Here is a 16,982-nt window from a genome sequence, read left to right as displayed (position 1 = left end):
ACGCGCAGACGCTCTGCCCGATCCATTGGCTCCGAGTCGTACGCACCGGCGCACCCGCGAGGGGAGACTTCCGCCGACGGTTCCGCGCGCGAGGAAAAGGGGGACGACCATGCGAACTCCGGCGTCCGCGACGGCGAACCGGGCCCGGGTGTGGGCCGCAGGCGGGGCGCTGGCGCTGGCCGGTGCCGTGCTCCCGCTGACCGGCGACGCCGGCCCGGTGGCGCTGGCCGCGGTGCAGGGCCGGTTCGACTGCACCACCGGCGGCGGCAGCTACCCGGTCCCGGCCGGCACCACGCACCTGCTGGTCCGGGTGGCCGGAGGCGAGGGCGCCGACGCCGACGGCGGGGGCGGTGGGAACGGCGCGGTCGTCTCGGCCGTGGTGCCGGTCTCCGGCGGGCAGACCATCACCGTCTACGTGGGCTGCGGGCAGAGCGGCTACCACCGCGGTGGGGCCTCCGGGTCCGCCGGGAGCGGCCCGGGGTGCTCCGACGGCGTCCACAGCGGCGCGTCCGGCGGCGGCAGCAGCGCGCTGATCCGCGGCTCGAGCCGGCTGGTCGAAGCCGGGGGCGGCGGGGGCGGCGGGGGTGTCGGCGGGTGCAACGACGGCGGCGGGAACGGCGGTGCCGGCAGCGAGAAGGGCACCTCCGGCGGCAACGGCGGCTCCCACCTCGCCGGGCAGACCGGGGGCACCGGGGGCGCGGGCGGCGCCACCTCCGGCCCGGGCGGCAACGGCGGGAGCGGCGGGTCCTACGGCGGCGGAGGCGGTGGCGGGGGCGGCGGCTGCGCGGGTGGCGCCAACGGCACCGGCGGCAGCGGCAGCGGCGGCGGGGGTGGCGGCGGCGGGGGCGGCAGCTCCTGCAGCTCCGCCGCGAACACCGTCTACGAGAGCGCGGGCAACGACGGCGGCGGGAGCGTCACCATCGACCCGATCGCGCTGACGGTCACCAAGACGGCCTCGGCGGTCATCGACAACAACGCCGACGGCGTCCAGGACGCCGGCGACGCCATCCAGTACACCGTCACGATCGGCAACGACAGCAGCGTGGCGATCGGCGACATCGACGCCGTCGACACGATGACCGCGCCCTCCGGCGTGCAGATCCCGCTGTCCTGCCTGCCCGTGCAGCCGCCGACCACCCTCCAGCCGGGCAGCAAGCTCACCTGCACCGGCCAGTACACCCTGGTGGCCGCCGACCTCGACCGCGGCTCGGTGAGCAACGGGGTCACCGTCACCGGCAGGCTGCCCGCACTCCCGGGCGCTTCCACCGGCCTGCTCGTGACGGCCACGGCCGCGGTGACGAGCACCCTGGCCGACAACCCCAAGCTGGTGCTCACCAACGCCGTCTCCGGGATCGACGACACGAACGGCAACGGCCTCACCGACGCCGGCGACGTGATCGGCTACCGGGTCGAAGCGACCAACGCGGGCAACTCCACGCTCGCCGGCGCCGCGGTGACCGAGCAGGTGACCGGCGGGGCGACGCACGCGGTGCCGCTGACCTGCGACCCGGCCGCTCCCGGCCGGATCGTCATCACCGCCACGATGACCTGCACCGGCACCTACACGATCGCCCCCGGCGACGTGGACACCCCGGGCGGGACCATCACCGCGTCGGCCACCGCTTCGGCCACCAGCCGCGCCGGCGCCGGCACCACGACCGGCGCGGGCCCGGTGGAGACCAAGACCCGGCTGACCCAGCAGCCCGCGCTGACCACGCAGCTGACCGCGGCGTCCCCGGCCGACACGAACGGCGACGGCCGGGTCGACAGCGGCGACACGATCGCGTACACGGCCACCGTCACCAACAGCGGCAGCGTCACGCTCACCGACGTCGGCGTCACGATCGCCATGACCGCGCCCGCCGCGCCTGCCCCGGCTCCGGCGTGCACCCCGGCCGCCGGCTCGACCGTGGCACCCGGGGGCACGCTGTCCTGCACCGCGCAGTACACGATCACCCAGGCCGACGTGGACAAGGGCGAGGTGGCCGCGGCCGCGACGGCGACCGGGAAGTCCGGCGGCAACGCGGTGACCTCCCCGGCGGGCCCGGCGACCACCCCGCTGAGCCGGACCTCCGGGCTCACCGTCAGCAAGTCGGTCTCCGGCATCACCGACGTCAACGGCAACGGCAACCTCGACGTGGACGACACAATCAAGTACGCGATCGCGGTCACCAACTCCGGCACCGTGTCCCTGACCGGGGTGTCGGTGGTGGACCAGATGGCTTCGCCCGCCGGTCCCGACCCGGCACTGGCGTGCACGCCGAAGCAACCGGCCACACTGGCCGCCGGCGCGGTGCTCACCTGCACCGCCGCCTACAAGGTGACCCAGGCCGACGTGGACAGCGGCGGGGTGACCAACACCGCCACGGCCACCGGGGCGGCCCCCGGCGGCGACGCGGTCAGCTCGGACCCGGTCACCGTGACCGAGCCGATCACCGGCGCGCCCGCGCTCGCCATCGCCAAGACGGTCACCGGGATCTCCGACGAGAACCACAACTCGGTGACCGACGCCGGTGACGTCATCAGCTACTCGGTCGTGGTCACCGACACCGGCACCACGACGCTGAGCGCGGTGACGGTCGACGACCGGCTGACCCCGCCGGCCGGCCCGGCGCTCGCCCTGCACTGCTCGGCCGACCCGCCCGTGACGCTGCGGCCCACCGAGACGGTGTCCTGCACCGCGCAGTACACGGTCACCCAGGCCGACGTCGACCGGGGCAGCGTGGTCAACACGGCCACGGCGAACGCCAAGGCGCCCGGCGGCCGCAGCGTCACCTCGGGACCGGGCCAGGCGACCACGCCGCTGGCGAGCAAGGCCGCGCTGAGCGTGGTGAGCACGGTGACGTCGATCGAGGACCGCAACAGCGACACCGTCACCGACGCCGGCGACGTCCTGGTCTACGCGGTCACCGTGACCAACACCGGCAGCGTGACGGTGACCGGCGTGGCCCCGGTGATGACGCTGGCCGCGCCCGCGTCCGGGACCCCGCACCTCACCTGCGACCCCAGCGCGCCGGCGGCGCTGGCGCCGGGAGCGAAGCTGTCGTGCACCACGTCCTACCCGATCACCGCCGCGGACGTGCGCAAGGGCACGGTGACCGCCACCACCGCGGCGGCGGGCACCACCGCGGCCGGCGCCGGCGTCACCGCGGCGCCGAGCGTGCTCAGCACACCGGTGAAGGCCACCCCGGCGGGCGCGGCCACCGGGGCCGGTCCGGCCGGCAGCACCGCCGGGGCCACCGGCGGCCCGTCCGCCGGCGCGCGTCCGCCCGGCCGCCCGGGGCGGCTGGCCTACACCGGCGTGGCCGCCGGGCCCCTGGTGACGGCCGGTGTGCTGCTGGTCGCCGCCGGGACCGCGCTGCTGCTGCTGACCACGGCCCGCCGCCGACGGCGAAGCCGGCGCTGAGCGAAGGGGGCGCCCGTGCACACCATCGACGAGGCCCGGGCCCGGCTGGCGGCGACCGCCCGGGCCCGCGACACCGCACTGGTCGCCGGCGCGGCCGCGCTGACGACCTGCCTGTGGGTGTCCACCGTGCTGGCGCTGACCGTCCACCCGGTGCGCAGCGTCCCGCTGGCGGAGACCCGCCCGGCCGGCCCGCCGGGCGCGGCCGGCCCGGTCGCCGTGGCGGTCCCCGGTGATCCGGTGGAGGTACCCGCGGCGGTGCCCCCGCTCGGGGTGCAGCCCGAGCCGCTGCTCGCCCCGGATCCCACGGCGGGCGCGTCGGCGGCCGCGGACCTCTCGACCGACGGTATCCCGCAGGTCGCGCTGCGGGCCTACCAGCACGCGGCGGCGGTGCTGGCCGGGCAGCGGGCCGCCTGCCACCTCGACTGGGCGCTGATCGCGGCACTGGGCCGGGTGGAGAGCGACCACGGCCGGTTCGGCGGGGCGGTGCTGACCGTGACGGGGCGGAGCGTGCCGCCGATCCGGGGACCCCGGCTGGACGGCGGGGAGTTCGCGCTGATCCGCGACACCGACGGCGGCCGGCTGGACGGCGACCCGGTGTTCGACCGCGCGGTCGGGCCCCTGCAGTTCCTGCCGCAGACGTGGCGCGCGATCGGCGCGGACGGCGACGGCGACGGGACGGCGGACCCGGACGACATCACCGACGCCGCACTGGGCGCCGGAAGCTACCTGTGCAGCGGCGGAACGGACCTGGCCGACCCGGCCGCGGCCCGGGCGGCGGTGTACCGGTACAACCACTCGGGCAGCTACGTGGCGCTGGTGCTGTCCCTGGCCGAGCGCTACCGGGCGGGCACGGCGGTCACCGGCGAGCCGGGCACCGCGCCGGCCTCGGGTACCGCCACCTCGGGCGCGCCGGTCCCGCCGGTGACGACGACGGCACCGGGCACGCCGCTGCCGCCGGCCACCGTGCCGCCGGCCACCGTGCCGCCGGCCACCGTGCCGCCGGCCACCGTGCCGCCGGTGCCGGCGACGACCGTGCCGCCGGCGACCTCGTCCGGCCCGGCAGCCACCACCGAAAGCCCGACGGCGACCACCACGGCTTCGACCGCGCCGCCGTCCAGCGCGGGATGTGTGCCCGTGCTCGGGTTGCTCTGCTTGTGAGCGGCGGCGATCGGCCAAGGCGCCCGTGATGTCCGATGTGGACGTTCGGTCAGCTACGGTCCGATCTGGACGGTCGCCACTCCCACGATGGTGCCGTTGGGCGCCGGAGCCGGGTCCGCGCACGTGAGGACCTTGTCGCCGATGCGGGCGGCCGGTTTGCCGCCGATCAGGACCGTGGCGCTGCCGCCGATGACCGTGCCGCGGTTGTCCGGTGGCTTGGCGAACGAGCCGGGGGCCGGCGGGACGTGCGGGGGCGCGTTGAGCGCGACCGAGCCCGCGGTGGCCGCCGGGCGGCCGCCGATCAGCACGCTCGGGCAGCAGCCCTGGACGATCCGGCCGGTGAACGGCAGCGGGGTCGGCGTGGGCACCGGACCGCCCGGGGACGGCACCAGCACGATGTGCGTGTCCACCCCGGTCACCTGGTCGCCCTGCTTCGCCGCCGGCTTGCCCACCGGTCACTCCCGGATCCGGCGCCCCGGCACCGCCGGTGCTGGGGACGGCGGCGGCGCCGGCGGCGGGCCGCCGGCCACCCCGAGGTCCACAGTGGACGGCGGGGTGGCGAGCGGGCCGAGCGCGGCCGGGGTCAGGGTCGCGGTCAGCACGACGTCGAGGCCGGCCCGGGGCGGCACCCCGAACGAGGGCCACAGATCGGCCGCCACCCCGGGCAGGTCCGGGTGCGCCACGTCGAGCTCGATCGACGGCCCGATGCGCAACGGCGGCGGCAGGTACCCGGCCGGCACGTGCCGGTGCGGTGCCATCGCGGCGAGGACCGCGCCGAGACAGGCGTGCTCGGCGGCGCGGCCGGCCGCCGCCCACGCCGTGATCAGGTAGCAGAACCGGTAGCGGCGCGGCGGCAGCACGCGGGCCACCACCCGGCCCTGCGCGTCCAGTTCGTCGGTCCACGCGGCCGCCCGCGCGGTCAGGTCCTCCACCACCCGGTGCAGGAACAGGCTGAGCACCTCGCCGTCGCCGGCCAGCTCCGGGCCGGGCGGCTCGGCCCGCAGGGCCACTTCCGGGCCGACCGCGGCGCGCACCAGCGCGGTCAGGGCGGCGTCGACGTGCTCGATCACCCGTCCAGTGTCCGCCGGGCCGCCCCGCCGGGGCGCTGCCGGACGGACAGGCGTGCGGGCACAGCGAGCCAGCGCGAATCTGCGCGATGGCTTGGCCGCGGGCGTGTTCTCCTGCGCCGCGCCGGGGTCGAAGCTGGGGGCCATGACCGCGTTCACGCTGCTCGGAGATCCGGTGCTGCTCGTCGAAGCCGGCGAGGAAGCCGCCTGCGAAGTGCTGGTGCGCAACGAAGGTGCCGTGGTGGACCAGTTCGCCGTCGACGTCGTCGGCGAGACGCGGGAGTGGGCCACCGCCGTCCCGGAGGTCGTCAACCTGATGCCGGGCGGGGAAGCCACCGTGACCGTCCGCTTCGTCCCGCCGCGCGGCCCGCAGGTGGCCGCCGGGAGCCACGCGTTCGGCGTGCGCCTGCGCTCGCGCGAGTACCCGGACCGGTCCGCGGTGGTGGAGGGCCACGTCGAGGTCGCCCCCTTCCTGGCGCTGGACGCCGAGCTGCTGCCGGCCAAGCGACGCGGCAGCCGCAAGGCGAAGTACCGGCTCGCGGTCGAGAACGCCGGCAACACCCCGGTCCGGATCGAGGCCGAGCCGTTCGACCCGGAGGACGACCAGGTGCGGATCCGGCTGGACCGGACGTTGTTCACCGTGCCGCCGGGGACCGTGGCGCTGCTGCGGGTGCTGGTCCGGCCGTTCGAACGGTTCCTGCGCGGGGATCCGCGGCCGCACCCGTTCGAGCTGAAGCTGATCCACGAATCGGCGGACGGCGTGCTGGTGGGCGATCCGCTGACCACCAAGGGCCTGATGACGCAGGAACGGATGCTGCCCAAGTGGGTCCTGCCGTCGCTGGCGCTGCTGTCCGCGCTGGCGATCGTGCTGACCACGCTGTGGTTCGCCGTCCTCGCCCCCAACGTCAAGGAGATCGCCAGCTCGGAGGTGGCGGGCCAGGTCAGCGCGGCCAGCAGCGCGGCGGAGGCGGCCAACGCCGCGGCCTCGAAGGCGAACGGCGCCCAGGAGGACGCCCACGCGCAGCTCAGCGCCGCGGCCGCGGCGAGCGCGGCGAACACGCCGACCTCGCTGGACTTCCGCATCGCCACCTTCGCGGCCCCGGTGACCGACAGCTCCTTCCAGCAGTTCGGCTACTCCGCGCCGCCGGGGCGGGCGATGGACATCTACGCCATCACCCTGCAGAACCCGCGGCAGGACAAGGGGTTCATCCGGGTCTCGGTCGGCTCCGACGTGCTGCTGGAGTCCGGGCTGGCCAACTTCACCGACCAGCCCTACAGCTACGCCAAGGGGCTGCACGTGCCCAAGGACGTGCCGGTGACGGTGTCGGTCGACTGCGTCACGCCCGGCGCGGGTTCGGTGCGGTGCACTCCGTCGGCGTCCTTCTCCGCGCAGCTGCTGCCGGCGGGCGCCGGCTGAATCGGCGTCGCGGGCTCAGTCCACGAGTTCGACGTGGTGCGGTACGTGCGCGGGTTTGGCCGCGGCCACCAGGTCCCGCACCGCGGCCAGTTCCGCCTCCGGCGCGTCGCCACGCCGGAGCCGGACCACCAGCGACGGCTCAGCGGCCGCCGGTGTCGACCCGGGCGTGCGGGACCAGTGCGTCCCGCCGCTGTCGACGACTTCCGCCCGGCCCTCGGTGGCGAGCTCCAGCTGCCACCGCAGGCCCCGGGCGGTGCCCCGGAGGCCGTGCAGGGCGACGGCGTTCCGGACGATCTCGCGCCGCCGGTCGTCGGTCCAGGCGTCGTCCAGGGTGACGCCGAGCCAGGCGGCCAGGTGGGCCAGGAAGTCGGCCGGCGCGAGGCCGGGGTCCAGGTAGGCGTCCAGGCAGTCGAGCACGGCGTGGACCGGGGCGAGCACCTCGTCCAGGCCCGCGGTGAGGCCGGTCAGCACCGGGTCCTCCTGCAGCACCGACGGCAGCAGGGCGGCCAGCGGCCGGGGCGTGCGCACCCCGGCGGTCATCCCACGCATGCCCGCCCCTACCCGACGCTGAAGAACTGGAACTCGGTCACGGCGACGTCCTTGGCTCCCGGCGACTCCTTGACCTGCAGGACCTGCACCTGCACCAGCTTGGCGGCCAGGCCGTTGCGCAGGGTGAACGTCTGCGGGCTCTTGGAGTCCTGCAGGGTCAGCGTGTCGGACTTTTCGTTGGAGTAGCTGAACACGATGATCGACGGCCGGTCGTGGCCGACGAAGTCGTCACTGGCGCCGCCGGTGATCACGACCTTGGCCAGCGCGGTCGGCTGGCCGAGGTCGACGGTCACCTGGGGCGGCTTGCCGTTCGGCACCCACGGCGCGGCCCAGTAGGTGTTGGTGAACCCGTCGAAGGCGGCGCCTGCCGGGTGGCCGGGCAGCTGGGTGTCGGTGGCCTGCACGGCGGTCGGCCGCACCGGGCGGACCGTGGCGTCGCCGACCAGCCCGGTGGCCCAGCTCTTGAGGTGGTCGGCCTGCCGCACGACGTAGGTGCGCAGCGGCGGGTAGAGCCCGGCCAGCAGCCCGAACGCGAGCACCACGACGAACGTGTACCGGCGCACGCTCGTCGCCACCCGGCGGCCGACCCGCCGGTTGCCCCCGCGCCCGGCGCTCTTGGGGCGGCGGGCGGCTGAGACGAGCTTCGGGCCGCCCCTCCGGCGCAGGCGCTGCCACCACGGCAGGCGCCGGACGACCGCGCTCTCGAGCGATTCGCCGCAGCGGCTGCAGAACTTGCGGGTCGGCGGATTGCCTTCGCCGCACTCGCCGCAGATCCGGTCGCCGGGCTGGATCCGGCGGGTGGGCGGCGCCCGGTGGGCCGGTTTGGCGGCCGGAGCGACCTCCTGCGGCAGCACCTCGGCCGGCTCGGTCCCGGCGGCCGCGGGGTCGATCGGGGCCACCAGGCCGTCGACGCCCGGTCCGGTCTCCGGGGCGCGGTGGCGGCCCTGGTCGGCCTCCGGTGCCGGCGGCGGGGGCGGCGGCCCGCCGGGCGGCGGTGGTGGTGGAGGCGGCGGCGGTGGAGGCGGCGGCGGAGGCGGTGGCCCCCCGACCGGGGGCGGCGGGGGAGGGGGAGCACCGACCGGCGGCGGTGGCGGGGGCGGGGGCGCGCCGACCGGTGGTGGCGGCGGGGGCGGGCCCTGCCCCGCCGGGGCCGGGCCGACGACGTCATCGGGCACCGGCTTGCCGTCGATCGTGGTGAGCGGGCCGACGATGGCCGAGGCCACCCGGCGCAGCAGCCCGACCTTGCCCGGCGCCTCGGCCGCCACGGCGACCGGGGCCGGTGCGGCGGAGGGCGCCGTCTTCTGCCCGGTCCACTCCAGGAAGCCCCCGCAGGAGCCGCAGAAGGTGTCGTTGTCCCGGTTGGACTGCCCGCATTCCCCGCAGACGATCATCGCGTGCTCCTCCTCAGGTGGCTTCGACGCGGACGTGGTGGTCGAAGGAGAACACCAGGCTGTGGGCGTCCACCTCGACCCGGTTGGTCTCGCCGCCGCGCTCGCCGGTGACCGGGTTGGCGCTGTACAGCCGGACGTCCTCGACCGTCTCGACGCCGTAGACCCGCTGCAGCAGCGCGTGGATCTCGCCGACCCGCACCGCACGGCCGAACGGCCAGCCCGCGCCGTCCGGTCCGCCGCCGGGCAGCGGGCTGAGGTAGCCGGTGAGCGTCCGCAGCGCCTCCTCCCGCACCGCCGCCGGGCTCCGCCGCGGCCGGGCCACCAGCCGGGCCACCACCGTCACCCCGCGGTAGCGCGGTGGCTCGACCAGCACGGTGGTGCCGATCAGGCGCACCGTGTCCAGGTGCCCGGCCAGCCGGGCGAGCACCTCGTCGGACGGCACCAGGTCGGCCAGCCGCACCCGGCCGTTCTCGGCGGGCACGTCCGGCACCACCAGCACCTTGACCGTGGCCGCCGGCAGCCCGGCTTCGCCCGCGGTGACACAGCGGATCCGGGCCGCCTCCGGCACCGCCTCGCGGGCGAGCGCCTCGTAGTCCTCGGCGGTCACGGCCCGGCCCCGGGTCCGCAGCGTGAGTGCGCCCCGGTCGCGGGCCTGGTCCAGTGTCTCGGCGTCGGTGCCGCCCCTGGCCCCGGCCGCGTTGCTCACCGCGGCGACGAACGGGATCGACGAGCGCAGCGTGGTGAGGGTGCCGGCGGCGACGTTGCCCGCCGCGCCGCCGCCGACCGCGTGGCCCCGGATGCGCACCGCGACGCCCGGTCCGGGCACCGCGCCGTGCTGCTCGGTGCCGCCGTCGGCCAGCCGGACCAGCGGGCCGAAGACGACCTCGCCGGTGTAGCCGTCGAGCAGGAAGTGCCGGTCGGCCGCGGTGCTGCCGGCGAAGTCGGCGACGCGGGTCCAGTCCTGCCAGCCGTCCTCCGAACTGGTCTGGACCACGGGGCTGCCGAGGCCGGACGGCACCGGCGCGGCGGCCACCCGGAACACCTGGCCCGGCGAGCCGTCGGCGGTGCCGAGCGGCTCGGCGCCGATCAGCTCGGCGTGCACCGCCGCGCTCGTGACGCCCACCGTGCAGGCGACGGCCCCGGCGATCGTCGGCGTCGCGTGGTAGCCGGGCCGTCCCGCGGCGGGGTCGGTCACCCGGGCGCGCAGCCAGGCCGCGCGCAGGCCGTCGAGCAGGGCCACCCGGTGCTCGGCCGGCACGTCGAGCACCACCGCGCCGTCGCTGTTGAGCCCGCCGGTTTCGTCGCGCAGCACCCGGCAGCCGAGCCATTCTTCGCCGGTGTAGGCCTCCCAGACCAGCGGCGGCTGCTGCGGGTCGACGCCCACGCCGTCGATCCGGCTCTCCAGGTCGAGCTGGACCGCGCCGCGCGGCACCGCCACGTCCAGCCCGAAGAGCACGGCGTCGCCCGGCCGGGGGACCGCGGAGAAGGCGGGCACCGGACCGGCGCGCAGCTCGGTGGTCCGGTCGGTGGCGGGGCCGGCGTCCGCACTTCCGAGCGTGCGCACCGCGATGAGCGCGCACGGCAGCGCCACGGCTTCGGTCTCGGTGCTGAACACCACCGGGTCGACGGTTTCGGTGTGCTGGGTGCCGACCTCGGTGCCCGCCGGGACGACCAGCGCGGCGGTCGCCGGGGCCGACAGCCAGAAGGTCACGTCGGTGCGGGCCGGGGTGGGCGGGTGCAGCCGGACGCCGATCAGGTCGAGGAACTTGACGTGCAGCCGGTCGGGCACCTGGTTGAGCCGGGTGAACAGCTGGTCGACCAGGAACGCGAACGCTTCGATCAGGGTGACGCCGGGATCCGACGGCGTGAGGTCGGTCCACCCCGGGCAGTGCCGGCGGACCACGCCGGTGGCGTCGGCCACCAGCTCGGCGAACCCCCGGTCGTCCAGGTTCGGTGCGGGCAGCGCCATCGCTACGGCACCTCGCCGTCGGGCACGGTGTAGAACGGGAAAACCAGGTTCCGCTCGTCGCCGCCACCGGCCGGCCGGTAGCCGATGTCGATGTGGAGCAGGCCGGGCTCGTCCGGATCGGGCCGGGTCACCACGTCGGTGATCTCCACGCGCGGCTCCCAGCGGGTCAGCGCCCGGCGCACCTCGCCCGACAGTTCGGTCGCGGTGTCCAGCGAGACGGCGGCGAAGACGTAGTCGCGCAGCCGCGACCCGAACTCCGGGCGCATCAGCCGTTCCCCGGGGTAGGTGGTGAGCACCAGCCGCATCGACTGCTCCAGCCTGCGCACGCCACGGGCCAGGTCGAAGCCGCCGCTCGGGGAGTACCCGAGCGGGAACTGCCACCCCGCACCGATCGATTCGGCCGACATCGTCACTCCCCGCTAGTTGAGCTTGATCGGGTTTCCCTTGATCTCCACCGGTCCGCGGCTCTCGATCTTGATCGAGGCCTGCGCGGTCAGGTTGAGCTGCGCGCCGCCGCCGACGTTGACCACCCCGCCGCGGCCCGCCTGGATGTCGATCTTGCCGCCGTTCTTGCACCGCACCGTGACCGTGCCGGCGATCTGGTCGATGACCAGCGCCACGTCCCCGCGCTGGGTGCCCAGCACGATCTCGCCCTTGGTCGGCGTGGGCTGCGCACCGGGGGTCCGTTCGTCATGGAAGGCCAGCCGGTTCCCGTTGGGGGACACCAGCCCGCGCCAGGCCACCGTGGCCGTGCTGCCCCGGGTCAGCACCGGTTTGCCGCCGAGGTCCGGTTTGCTCTTGCGGTTCAGCAGCCCGCCGAGGACGTACGGGCGGCGCGGGTCGCCGAACTCGAACGCCACCAGCACCTCGTCGCCCACCTCGGGCAGGAACAGCGCCGCCGCGCCCGTGCTCGCGCCGGCCAGCGCGACCGGCGCCCAGTCGCTGACGAACTCCGGCGACAGCCAGGGCAGCACCACCTGCACCCGGTTCAGCCCGTCCGGATCGCCGATGTTGCTGACCACCCCGCACACCACCCCGGGGATGAGCTGCGGCGGGGCCGTGCGGACACCGGCGGTCAGCCCCAGGATGGAGCGCTCCTGCCTGCCGCTGACTTCGAACGCGGTGAAGTAGCCGTCGACGTCGTAGGTGTGCACCGCGCGGGTGACCAGCCAGCGGCCGTCGAAGACCGGGCCGACCCCGCCGACCTCCAGGACCGTGCCGGCCCGCAGCCGCGGGTCGCCGACCGCTTCGCCGTCCGCCTCGGCGACGGTGCTGCCGAGCTGCTCGGCCGCCCCCGCCACCGCTTCCCGCGCGGCGGCGTCGATCCCGCTGCCGGTACCGGCCGGCACGGTGGTGACGGCGAAGGCCTGCGGCCGCGGCGCCGGGCCCAGCTCGCCCAGCGCCGGGTTCGCCGCGCGCGGCGGGGCGGAGTCCGGCTGGAACGGCTTGCTCAGCGTGCCCGGGTCCGCGTCGGGCAGCTGCACCCCGGTGGTCGCGGTCGGCGCCGAGGCGGAGCGGGCCCGCCGGTCCGCCGGGTCCCACACCCGCAGCTCGGTGGTGGGCGCCAGGTTCCCGGCGGTGATCCGGGGCCGGAACACGCGCAGCCCGAACGGGAACTCCACGGCCAGCGGCCGCTTCCCGCGGCGGACGTCGACGGGTCTGGTGAAGCAGAACTTGCCGTCCACCACGCCGACGTCGTAGCCGAGCGCGTCGGCCCGCCCGCGCAGGAACTCCCAGTCGGTCTGGTTCACCTGTCCGATGTGGACGTGCACGGTCCGGGTGGGGTGCACGGTGCCGAGCGGCAGGCCGTACTCCCGGACCACCTCCCGGACGACGTCGGAGTCCTTGCGGTTGGGGAAGGAGCGGTTGCGCCGCGACCGCTGCAGCCGGTGGTCGTGGGTGTAGCCGCGCACGATCGTGCGGTTCACCCGGCCGTACGAGCCTTCGATGGCGGTCACCTCGCCGCTGATCAGCTCGATCTGGTTCCCGTCGGCCGCCGACCCCGAGGTGATGCCGATCGCGGTGCCGACGGCCAGCCCGGACGAGCGGGCCACGGTCAGGTCCTGGTCCAGGAAGGTGATCTCGAACATGTCCGGCCGCAGCCGGTGGGTGTCGACCACGACCCGCTGGATGCGGTCGGCCAGCTCCGGCGGCAGCGGCCGCCCGCCGGCCCGCACCTGCGGGACGACCCGGGTCCGGTCGTCGAGGTGGTAGTAGGCGCTTCCCGTGGTCATGCCCGGGTCTTCTGCTTCTGCTCGACCACGATCAGGGTGAGGGTGACCAGCGCCCGGGACGGCACCCCGGACGTGGTGAACCGGCAGTACGACACCTTCGCCGTCTTGATCAGGACCTGCTCGTCGAAGACCAGGCCGGTGCCGGAGCCCATCCGCAGCTGCACCTGCTTGGGCGCGCCCTTCTTCTCCTTGCTGTAGTCGAGGTCGGTCCACTCCCACAGCTTCCGGCAGCCGTCCGCGACCGCCGTCACGCCTTCGATCTGCAGCGCGGAAAGGGTCAGCTTCTTGCGGTCGTAGATCAGTTCTTCGCCGTTGATGGTGAGCGTCTGGCCCTCGTTCTCGTTGCCGACGCGGGTGGTCCGCTCTTCGGTGACCTCTCTCGGGTTGTACTGGAGTTGCAGGCTCTTGCCCTGGCAGCTGAGGGTCAGCTGCCCTTGGTGCTGCGTGTTGAGGCCGCCGGGCGCGGACCCCGCCGGGGCGGCGTCGAGGAAACCCCGGTGGGTCAGCACCAGCTTCTCGGTCGCCACACCACCGCCGCCCGCCGACAACGCGGGCGCGGACCACGACACCGGGATCGCGTCGCGCAGCTCCCACTTGGCCACCTCGCGCTCGGTGCCGCCGGCCGGCGCGGCCTTGCCGTCGCCGGGCACCAGCGCCGAAAACAGCGAGACGGTCACCGTGGTGCCGCGGAACTGCGCTGTGCCGGGGGCGCTGCCGCCCGCCTTCTCGTGCACCATGCCCGCGCCGCCTTCGTCGCCGCTGATCCACTTGCCCGCGACCAGTTCGAGCCAGCTGCGGACCTGCGCGGCGGACCGCGCCTCCATCGCCCGTTCCAGCGTCACGTTCGGGTAGGTGATCTGCCGGGGGGTCAGGTAGGGGGCCAGGTACTGCCCGCCGGCCCACACCGGTTCGGTCTCCAGGTTGACGGCCAGGCCGGAGCAGCCCGACCAGAGCCCGAGGTGGCTGGTGCCGCCCGCCGGGTCGGTCACCACCACCTTGAACCACATGGTCATGCCGTAGCGGGGCGGTTTGCGGGCCGCGGCGTTGCCCGGCACCGACTTCCGCATGCCCACGGCGCCGAGCGCGCCCATCGGCGCCTGCAGCACGTTCGGGATCGTCATCGCGTCACAACCTCGCCTCGTCGCCCAGGAATCCGGTGTGCGCCAGCTCCAGCGTCTCGATCGCCGGCCTGCCGCTGCCCGAGTCGAAGTCCGAAATGGACCAGCCGACCGGGAAGAACTGCTTGAGCTCCCAGGTGAGCACCGGCACCCCGAGGTAGTCGAGCATGTGGATGCCGCCGCTGAGCACCGTGTGGCTCCGCGATGTCTTCTTCAGCCACTCCTGCACGGTGGCCGACTTGGAGCTGGCCGCGCGGCTGAGCTTGATCGTCGGGTACTCGGCGTTCCCCGGGAAGACCAGCTCGTCGTTGTTGTCACCCGGCCGGTACCTGTGCTTGGTCCAGGTGACCTGCAGCCCGGCCACTTTCGTCCAGGTCCCGAGGTCGTACTCGGCCATGTCGATCTGGACCACGAACCGGTGGGTCATGGCCACCTGGTCGAAGAGGAACTCCGACAGCTTCGTGTTGAGCTTGCCGACTACCATGCCCGAACTCCTCTCACCACGGGTCCGCCAGTGTTCCGGCGCGTTCCCGGTCGACGATCAGTTCCGCGCGCAACCGGGTCCTGATGTGCCGGTAGAGCCGGCCGGCCAGGTCCTGCAGATCGATCACCGGCTGCGGCCGGGGCTCCCGGTCGCCCAGCCGGACGACCGAAGCGCGCAGATCGGCGATCTGCTCGAAGGCCATCGCCACCGCCGCCGCGGTCTCCGGCGCCGCGACCGGTTCGGCCGCCGCCGTCGGCACCGGGCCGCCCGCAAGGCCCGCAACCGTGCCCCCCGGCGGCGGACCGCCGGACGGCGGCTCCCCGGTGAAGCCCGTGTCCCACGACCAGGACACACCGGCGGGCACGTCCGCGGGCGGCTCGGCGGGCGGCGCTCCCGGCGGCACCGCCACCGGTGCCTCGGCGGCCTGGACGATCGAACCGGGTGGCCGTCCGGGGTCCGGGCGTCCGGGGTCGGGCCGGCCCCGGGCGCTGCGGTGCAGCAGGGCCGGCGGCCGCGGCCCGGTACCGGCCACCCAGTGTTCGACGAGGTCGGCCGCGGCTTCCAGCTCGCGCCCCTCGGCGGACTCGGGCGTGGGCTGCGTGTCACCGAGGATCCGCTGCTGGACGGCGTGCGTGAGCTCGTGGGCGAGCAGGGCGCGCACCGGCGGCTCGGCGAGGTTGCCGGCATGGTGCGGGAGGAACACCTGACCGGCCTGGGCGTAGGCCCGCGCGCCCAGCTGCCGCGCGCGGACCGCGACGGCCCGGCCGCGGTGGACCGGCACCGCGCTGACGTCGACGCCGAGCTCACGGGTGAACAACGTGACCAGCTCGCCCGGCACCGGGACCACCACGGTGTCCGGCACGGCGGCGTCCTCGGGCGGTGGTGGTGGCAGCTGGTCGGCGAGGACCGCCCGGTACACCGGGCCGGCGGGCTCCGGTGGTCCGGCGAAGACACCCCGATCCGGTGCCTCGTCCACAGTGGACGAATCCGGTGGCACTCCGAGCCGGGCGGCTTCCGTGCTTTCGCCGGGAGCGGGCGGCGGTGCGGGCGGCGGGACCGCGGCCGGCACCGTCCGGCGGTGCGGCGGCCGCGGCCACAGCGGAGCCTGCACGGTGCGCGGCCGGACCGGGTCTTCCGGGGGCCGGCCGCCCGGCGGGACCGGGGCACCGCCTTCCGCCGGTCCGACGGTGGCGGGCGCCGGCTCAGGAGCGGGTGTGGCGGCGGGGCGAGCCGGCTCCGCCGCGAGCGGCCCGGCGGGGGCGGTCGCCGGTGCCGGGTCCGGTGCCGGTGCGGGCGGCGGGGTGGCGGCGGCCGGCGCCGGTGCATCGTCCACTGGGGACACCGGACGCCGATCCGGCTCGCCGCTCGCCACGTCGATCCCGCGCCGCCGGCTCTCCGCCAGGCTCGGCCGCCGGTACGGGGCCCGTCCGGACGGCACGCCGGCGGGCGCCTCGGGGACGGCCGGTGCCGGCTCGGCAGGCCATGCGGGGCCGAGGCCGGCCGGACCGGCGCCCAGCAGGCTCATCGCCGTGGCCACGTCGAGCTGTTCGTACTGCGCGGCCAGCCGGTCGAACTCGGTGACCCCCCGGAACGGCGTCTCCGGCTCGACCGGCTCGGCCACGTACTCCGCGCTCGCCTCGGTGAGCGGCCCGGCCGGGCCGGACGCCGGCCGCGCACGCAGCCGTCGCACCGGTGACGGGACCACCACCGCCGGTTCGCCGGGGGTGACGGCCGGCGTGACGTCGTCGGTCCGGAACACCCGCACAGACCTGTTCGGCACGCTGAAGCCGGCGATCGCTTCCTGCGGGCGGCGGGGCTCGATCGGCTCGGCCGCCTCGTCCGGCCCGAAGGGCGTGGCCACGGCGACCGGCTCGAACGGCCCGGCCGTTCCGGCGGGCTCGAGGAGGGGTTCCGGCCGCACGGTGACCACGCCGGTCACCCGGCCGTACGCGGCACCTGGCGCCGGGCGGCGGCGGATCCGCCGGTGCCGCAGCGGCGGCAGGTCGCGGACCAGCCGCCGGGTGCCGGTCACCCGCGGCAGCGCGAACAGCGGCGCCAGCACGGGCGGCCGGACGTCGAGGGTCGGCCGCAGAGGTGGCAGCACCCGCCAGTGCCGGGCGGCGGGCCGCCGCTCACCCGGCGCGGGCTTCCGCCCGTGCCGCTTCCGGAACGGCCACCACATCGCGCCT

General features: G+C 75.8%; 13 protein-coding genes. 3 read left to right on the top strand and 10 right to left on the bottom strand.

The features are described from left to right. The first annotated feature begins 109 nt into the window (after positions 1-109). Both ABZX11_RS12140 and ABZX11_RS12135 read left to right on the top strand, forming a co-directional pair. Positions 110-3,406: a hypothetical protein gene (locus tag ABZX11_RS12140; protein ID WP_354912487.1), complete on the top strand. Its 3,297-nt coding sequence runs from the start codon at positions 110-112 to the stop codon at positions 3,404-3,406. Positions 3,407-3,421: 15 nt separating this feature from the next. Then, complete coding sequence (locus ABZX11_RS12135) at positions 3,422-4,564, top strand: lytic transglycosylase domain-containing protein (RefSeq protein WP_354912485.1); 1,143 nt, start codon at positions 3,422-3,424, stop codon at positions 4,562-4,564. A gap of 53 nt (positions 4,565-4,617) precedes the next feature. Here the strand turns inward: ABZX11_RS12135 and ABZX11_RS12130 are convergent, their stop codons facing one another. Together ABZX11_RS12130 and ABZX11_RS12125 are read right to left on the bottom strand one after the other, a co-directional pair. Next, on the bottom strand, positions 4,618-5,016 hold the full coding sequence (locus ABZX11_RS12130) for a PAAR domain-containing protein (RefSeq protein WP_354912483.1): 399 nt from the start codon (positions 5,014-5,016) through the stop codon (positions 4,618-4,620). Positions 5,017-5,019: 3 nt separating this feature from the next. After that, the gene (locus tag ABZX11_RS12125; protein ID WP_354912481.1) at positions 5,020-5,634 is read right to left on the bottom strand and encodes a Pvc16 family protein; all 615 of its coding nucleotides are present in this window, start codon (positions 5,632-5,634) and stop codon (positions 5,020-5,022) included. A gap of 142 nt (positions 5,635-5,776) precedes the next feature. Here ABZX11_RS12125 and ABZX11_RS12120 point away from each other — a divergent pair, with 142 nt between their 5' ends. Further along, entirely contained in the window at positions 5,777-7,048 is a 1,272-nt protein-coding gene (locus tag ABZX11_RS12120; RefSeq protein ID WP_354912479.1) for a hypothetical protein, read from the top strand. 15 nt (positions 7,049-7,063) lie between these two features. Here ABZX11_RS12120 and ABZX11_RS12115 read toward each other — a convergent pair whose 3' ends face one another. Genes ABZX11_RS12115 through ABZX11_RS12080 form a run of 8 tightly spaced genes read right to left on the bottom strand, consistent with a single transcriptional unit; the run spans position 7,064 to position 16,975 of the window. After that, the gene (locus ABZX11_RS12115; protein WP_354912477.1) at positions 7,064-7,597 is read right to left on the bottom strand and encodes a phage tail protein; all 534 of its coding nucleotides are present in this window, start codon (positions 7,595-7,597) and stop codon (positions 7,064-7,066) included. A gap of 8 nt (positions 7,598-7,605) precedes the next feature. Continuing rightward, positions 7,606-8,988 (bottom strand): discoidin domain-containing protein, encoded by a 1,383-nt coding sequence (locus ABZX11_RS12110; protein ID WP_354912475.1) that lies wholly within the window; start codon positions 8,986-8,988, stop codon positions 7,606-7,608. Positions 8,989-9,001: 13 nt separating this feature from the next. Beyond that, positions 9,002-10,957, bottom strand: a complete 1,956-nt coding sequence (locus tag ABZX11_RS12105) for a putative baseplate assembly protein (protein ID WP_354912473.1) — start codon at positions 10,955-10,957, stop codon at positions 9,002-9,004. Positions 10,958-10,959: 2 nt separating this feature from the next. After that, on the bottom strand, positions 10,960-11,364 hold the full coding sequence (locus tag ABZX11_RS12100) for a GPW/gp25 family protein (protein WP_176170589.1): 405 nt from the start codon (positions 11,362-11,364) through the stop codon (positions 10,960-10,962). Between the two features lie 12 nt (positions 11,365-11,376). After that, positions 11,377-13,191: a phage baseplate assembly protein V gene (locus ABZX11_RS12095; RefSeq protein WP_354912470.1), complete on the bottom strand. Its 1,815-nt coding sequence runs from the start codon at positions 13,189-13,191 to the stop codon at positions 11,377-11,379. After that, complete coding sequence (locus ABZX11_RS12090) at positions 13,188-14,312, bottom strand: phage tail protein (protein WP_354912468.1); 1,125 nt, start codon at positions 14,310-14,312, stop codon at positions 13,188-13,190. Before ABZX11_RS12090 ends, ABZX11_RS12095 begins: the two co-directional genes overlap by 4 nt. Before the next feature lie 4 nt (positions 14,313-14,316). Next, positions 14,317-14,793, bottom strand: coding sequence for a phage tail protein (locus tag ABZX11_RS12085; protein ID WP_176170586.1), 477 nt, complete (start codon positions 14,791-14,793; stop codon positions 14,317-14,319). 13 nt (positions 14,794-14,806) lie between these two features. Continuing rightward, positions 14,807-16,975, bottom strand: a complete 2,169-nt coding sequence (locus ABZX11_RS12080) for a DUF4157 domain-containing protein (protein ID WP_354912466.1) — start codon at positions 16,973-16,975, stop codon at positions 14,807-14,809. Positions 16,976-16,982 lie beyond the last annotated feature (7 nt).

It is taken from the genome of Amycolatopsis sp. NPDC004169, assembly GCF_040610315.1.
In the GTDB taxonomy this organism is placed as follows: Bacteria; Actinomycetota; Actinomycetes; order Mycobacteriales; family Pseudonocardiaceae; genus Amycolatopsis.
This window is presented reverse-complemented; position numbering and strand designations above follow the sequence as displayed.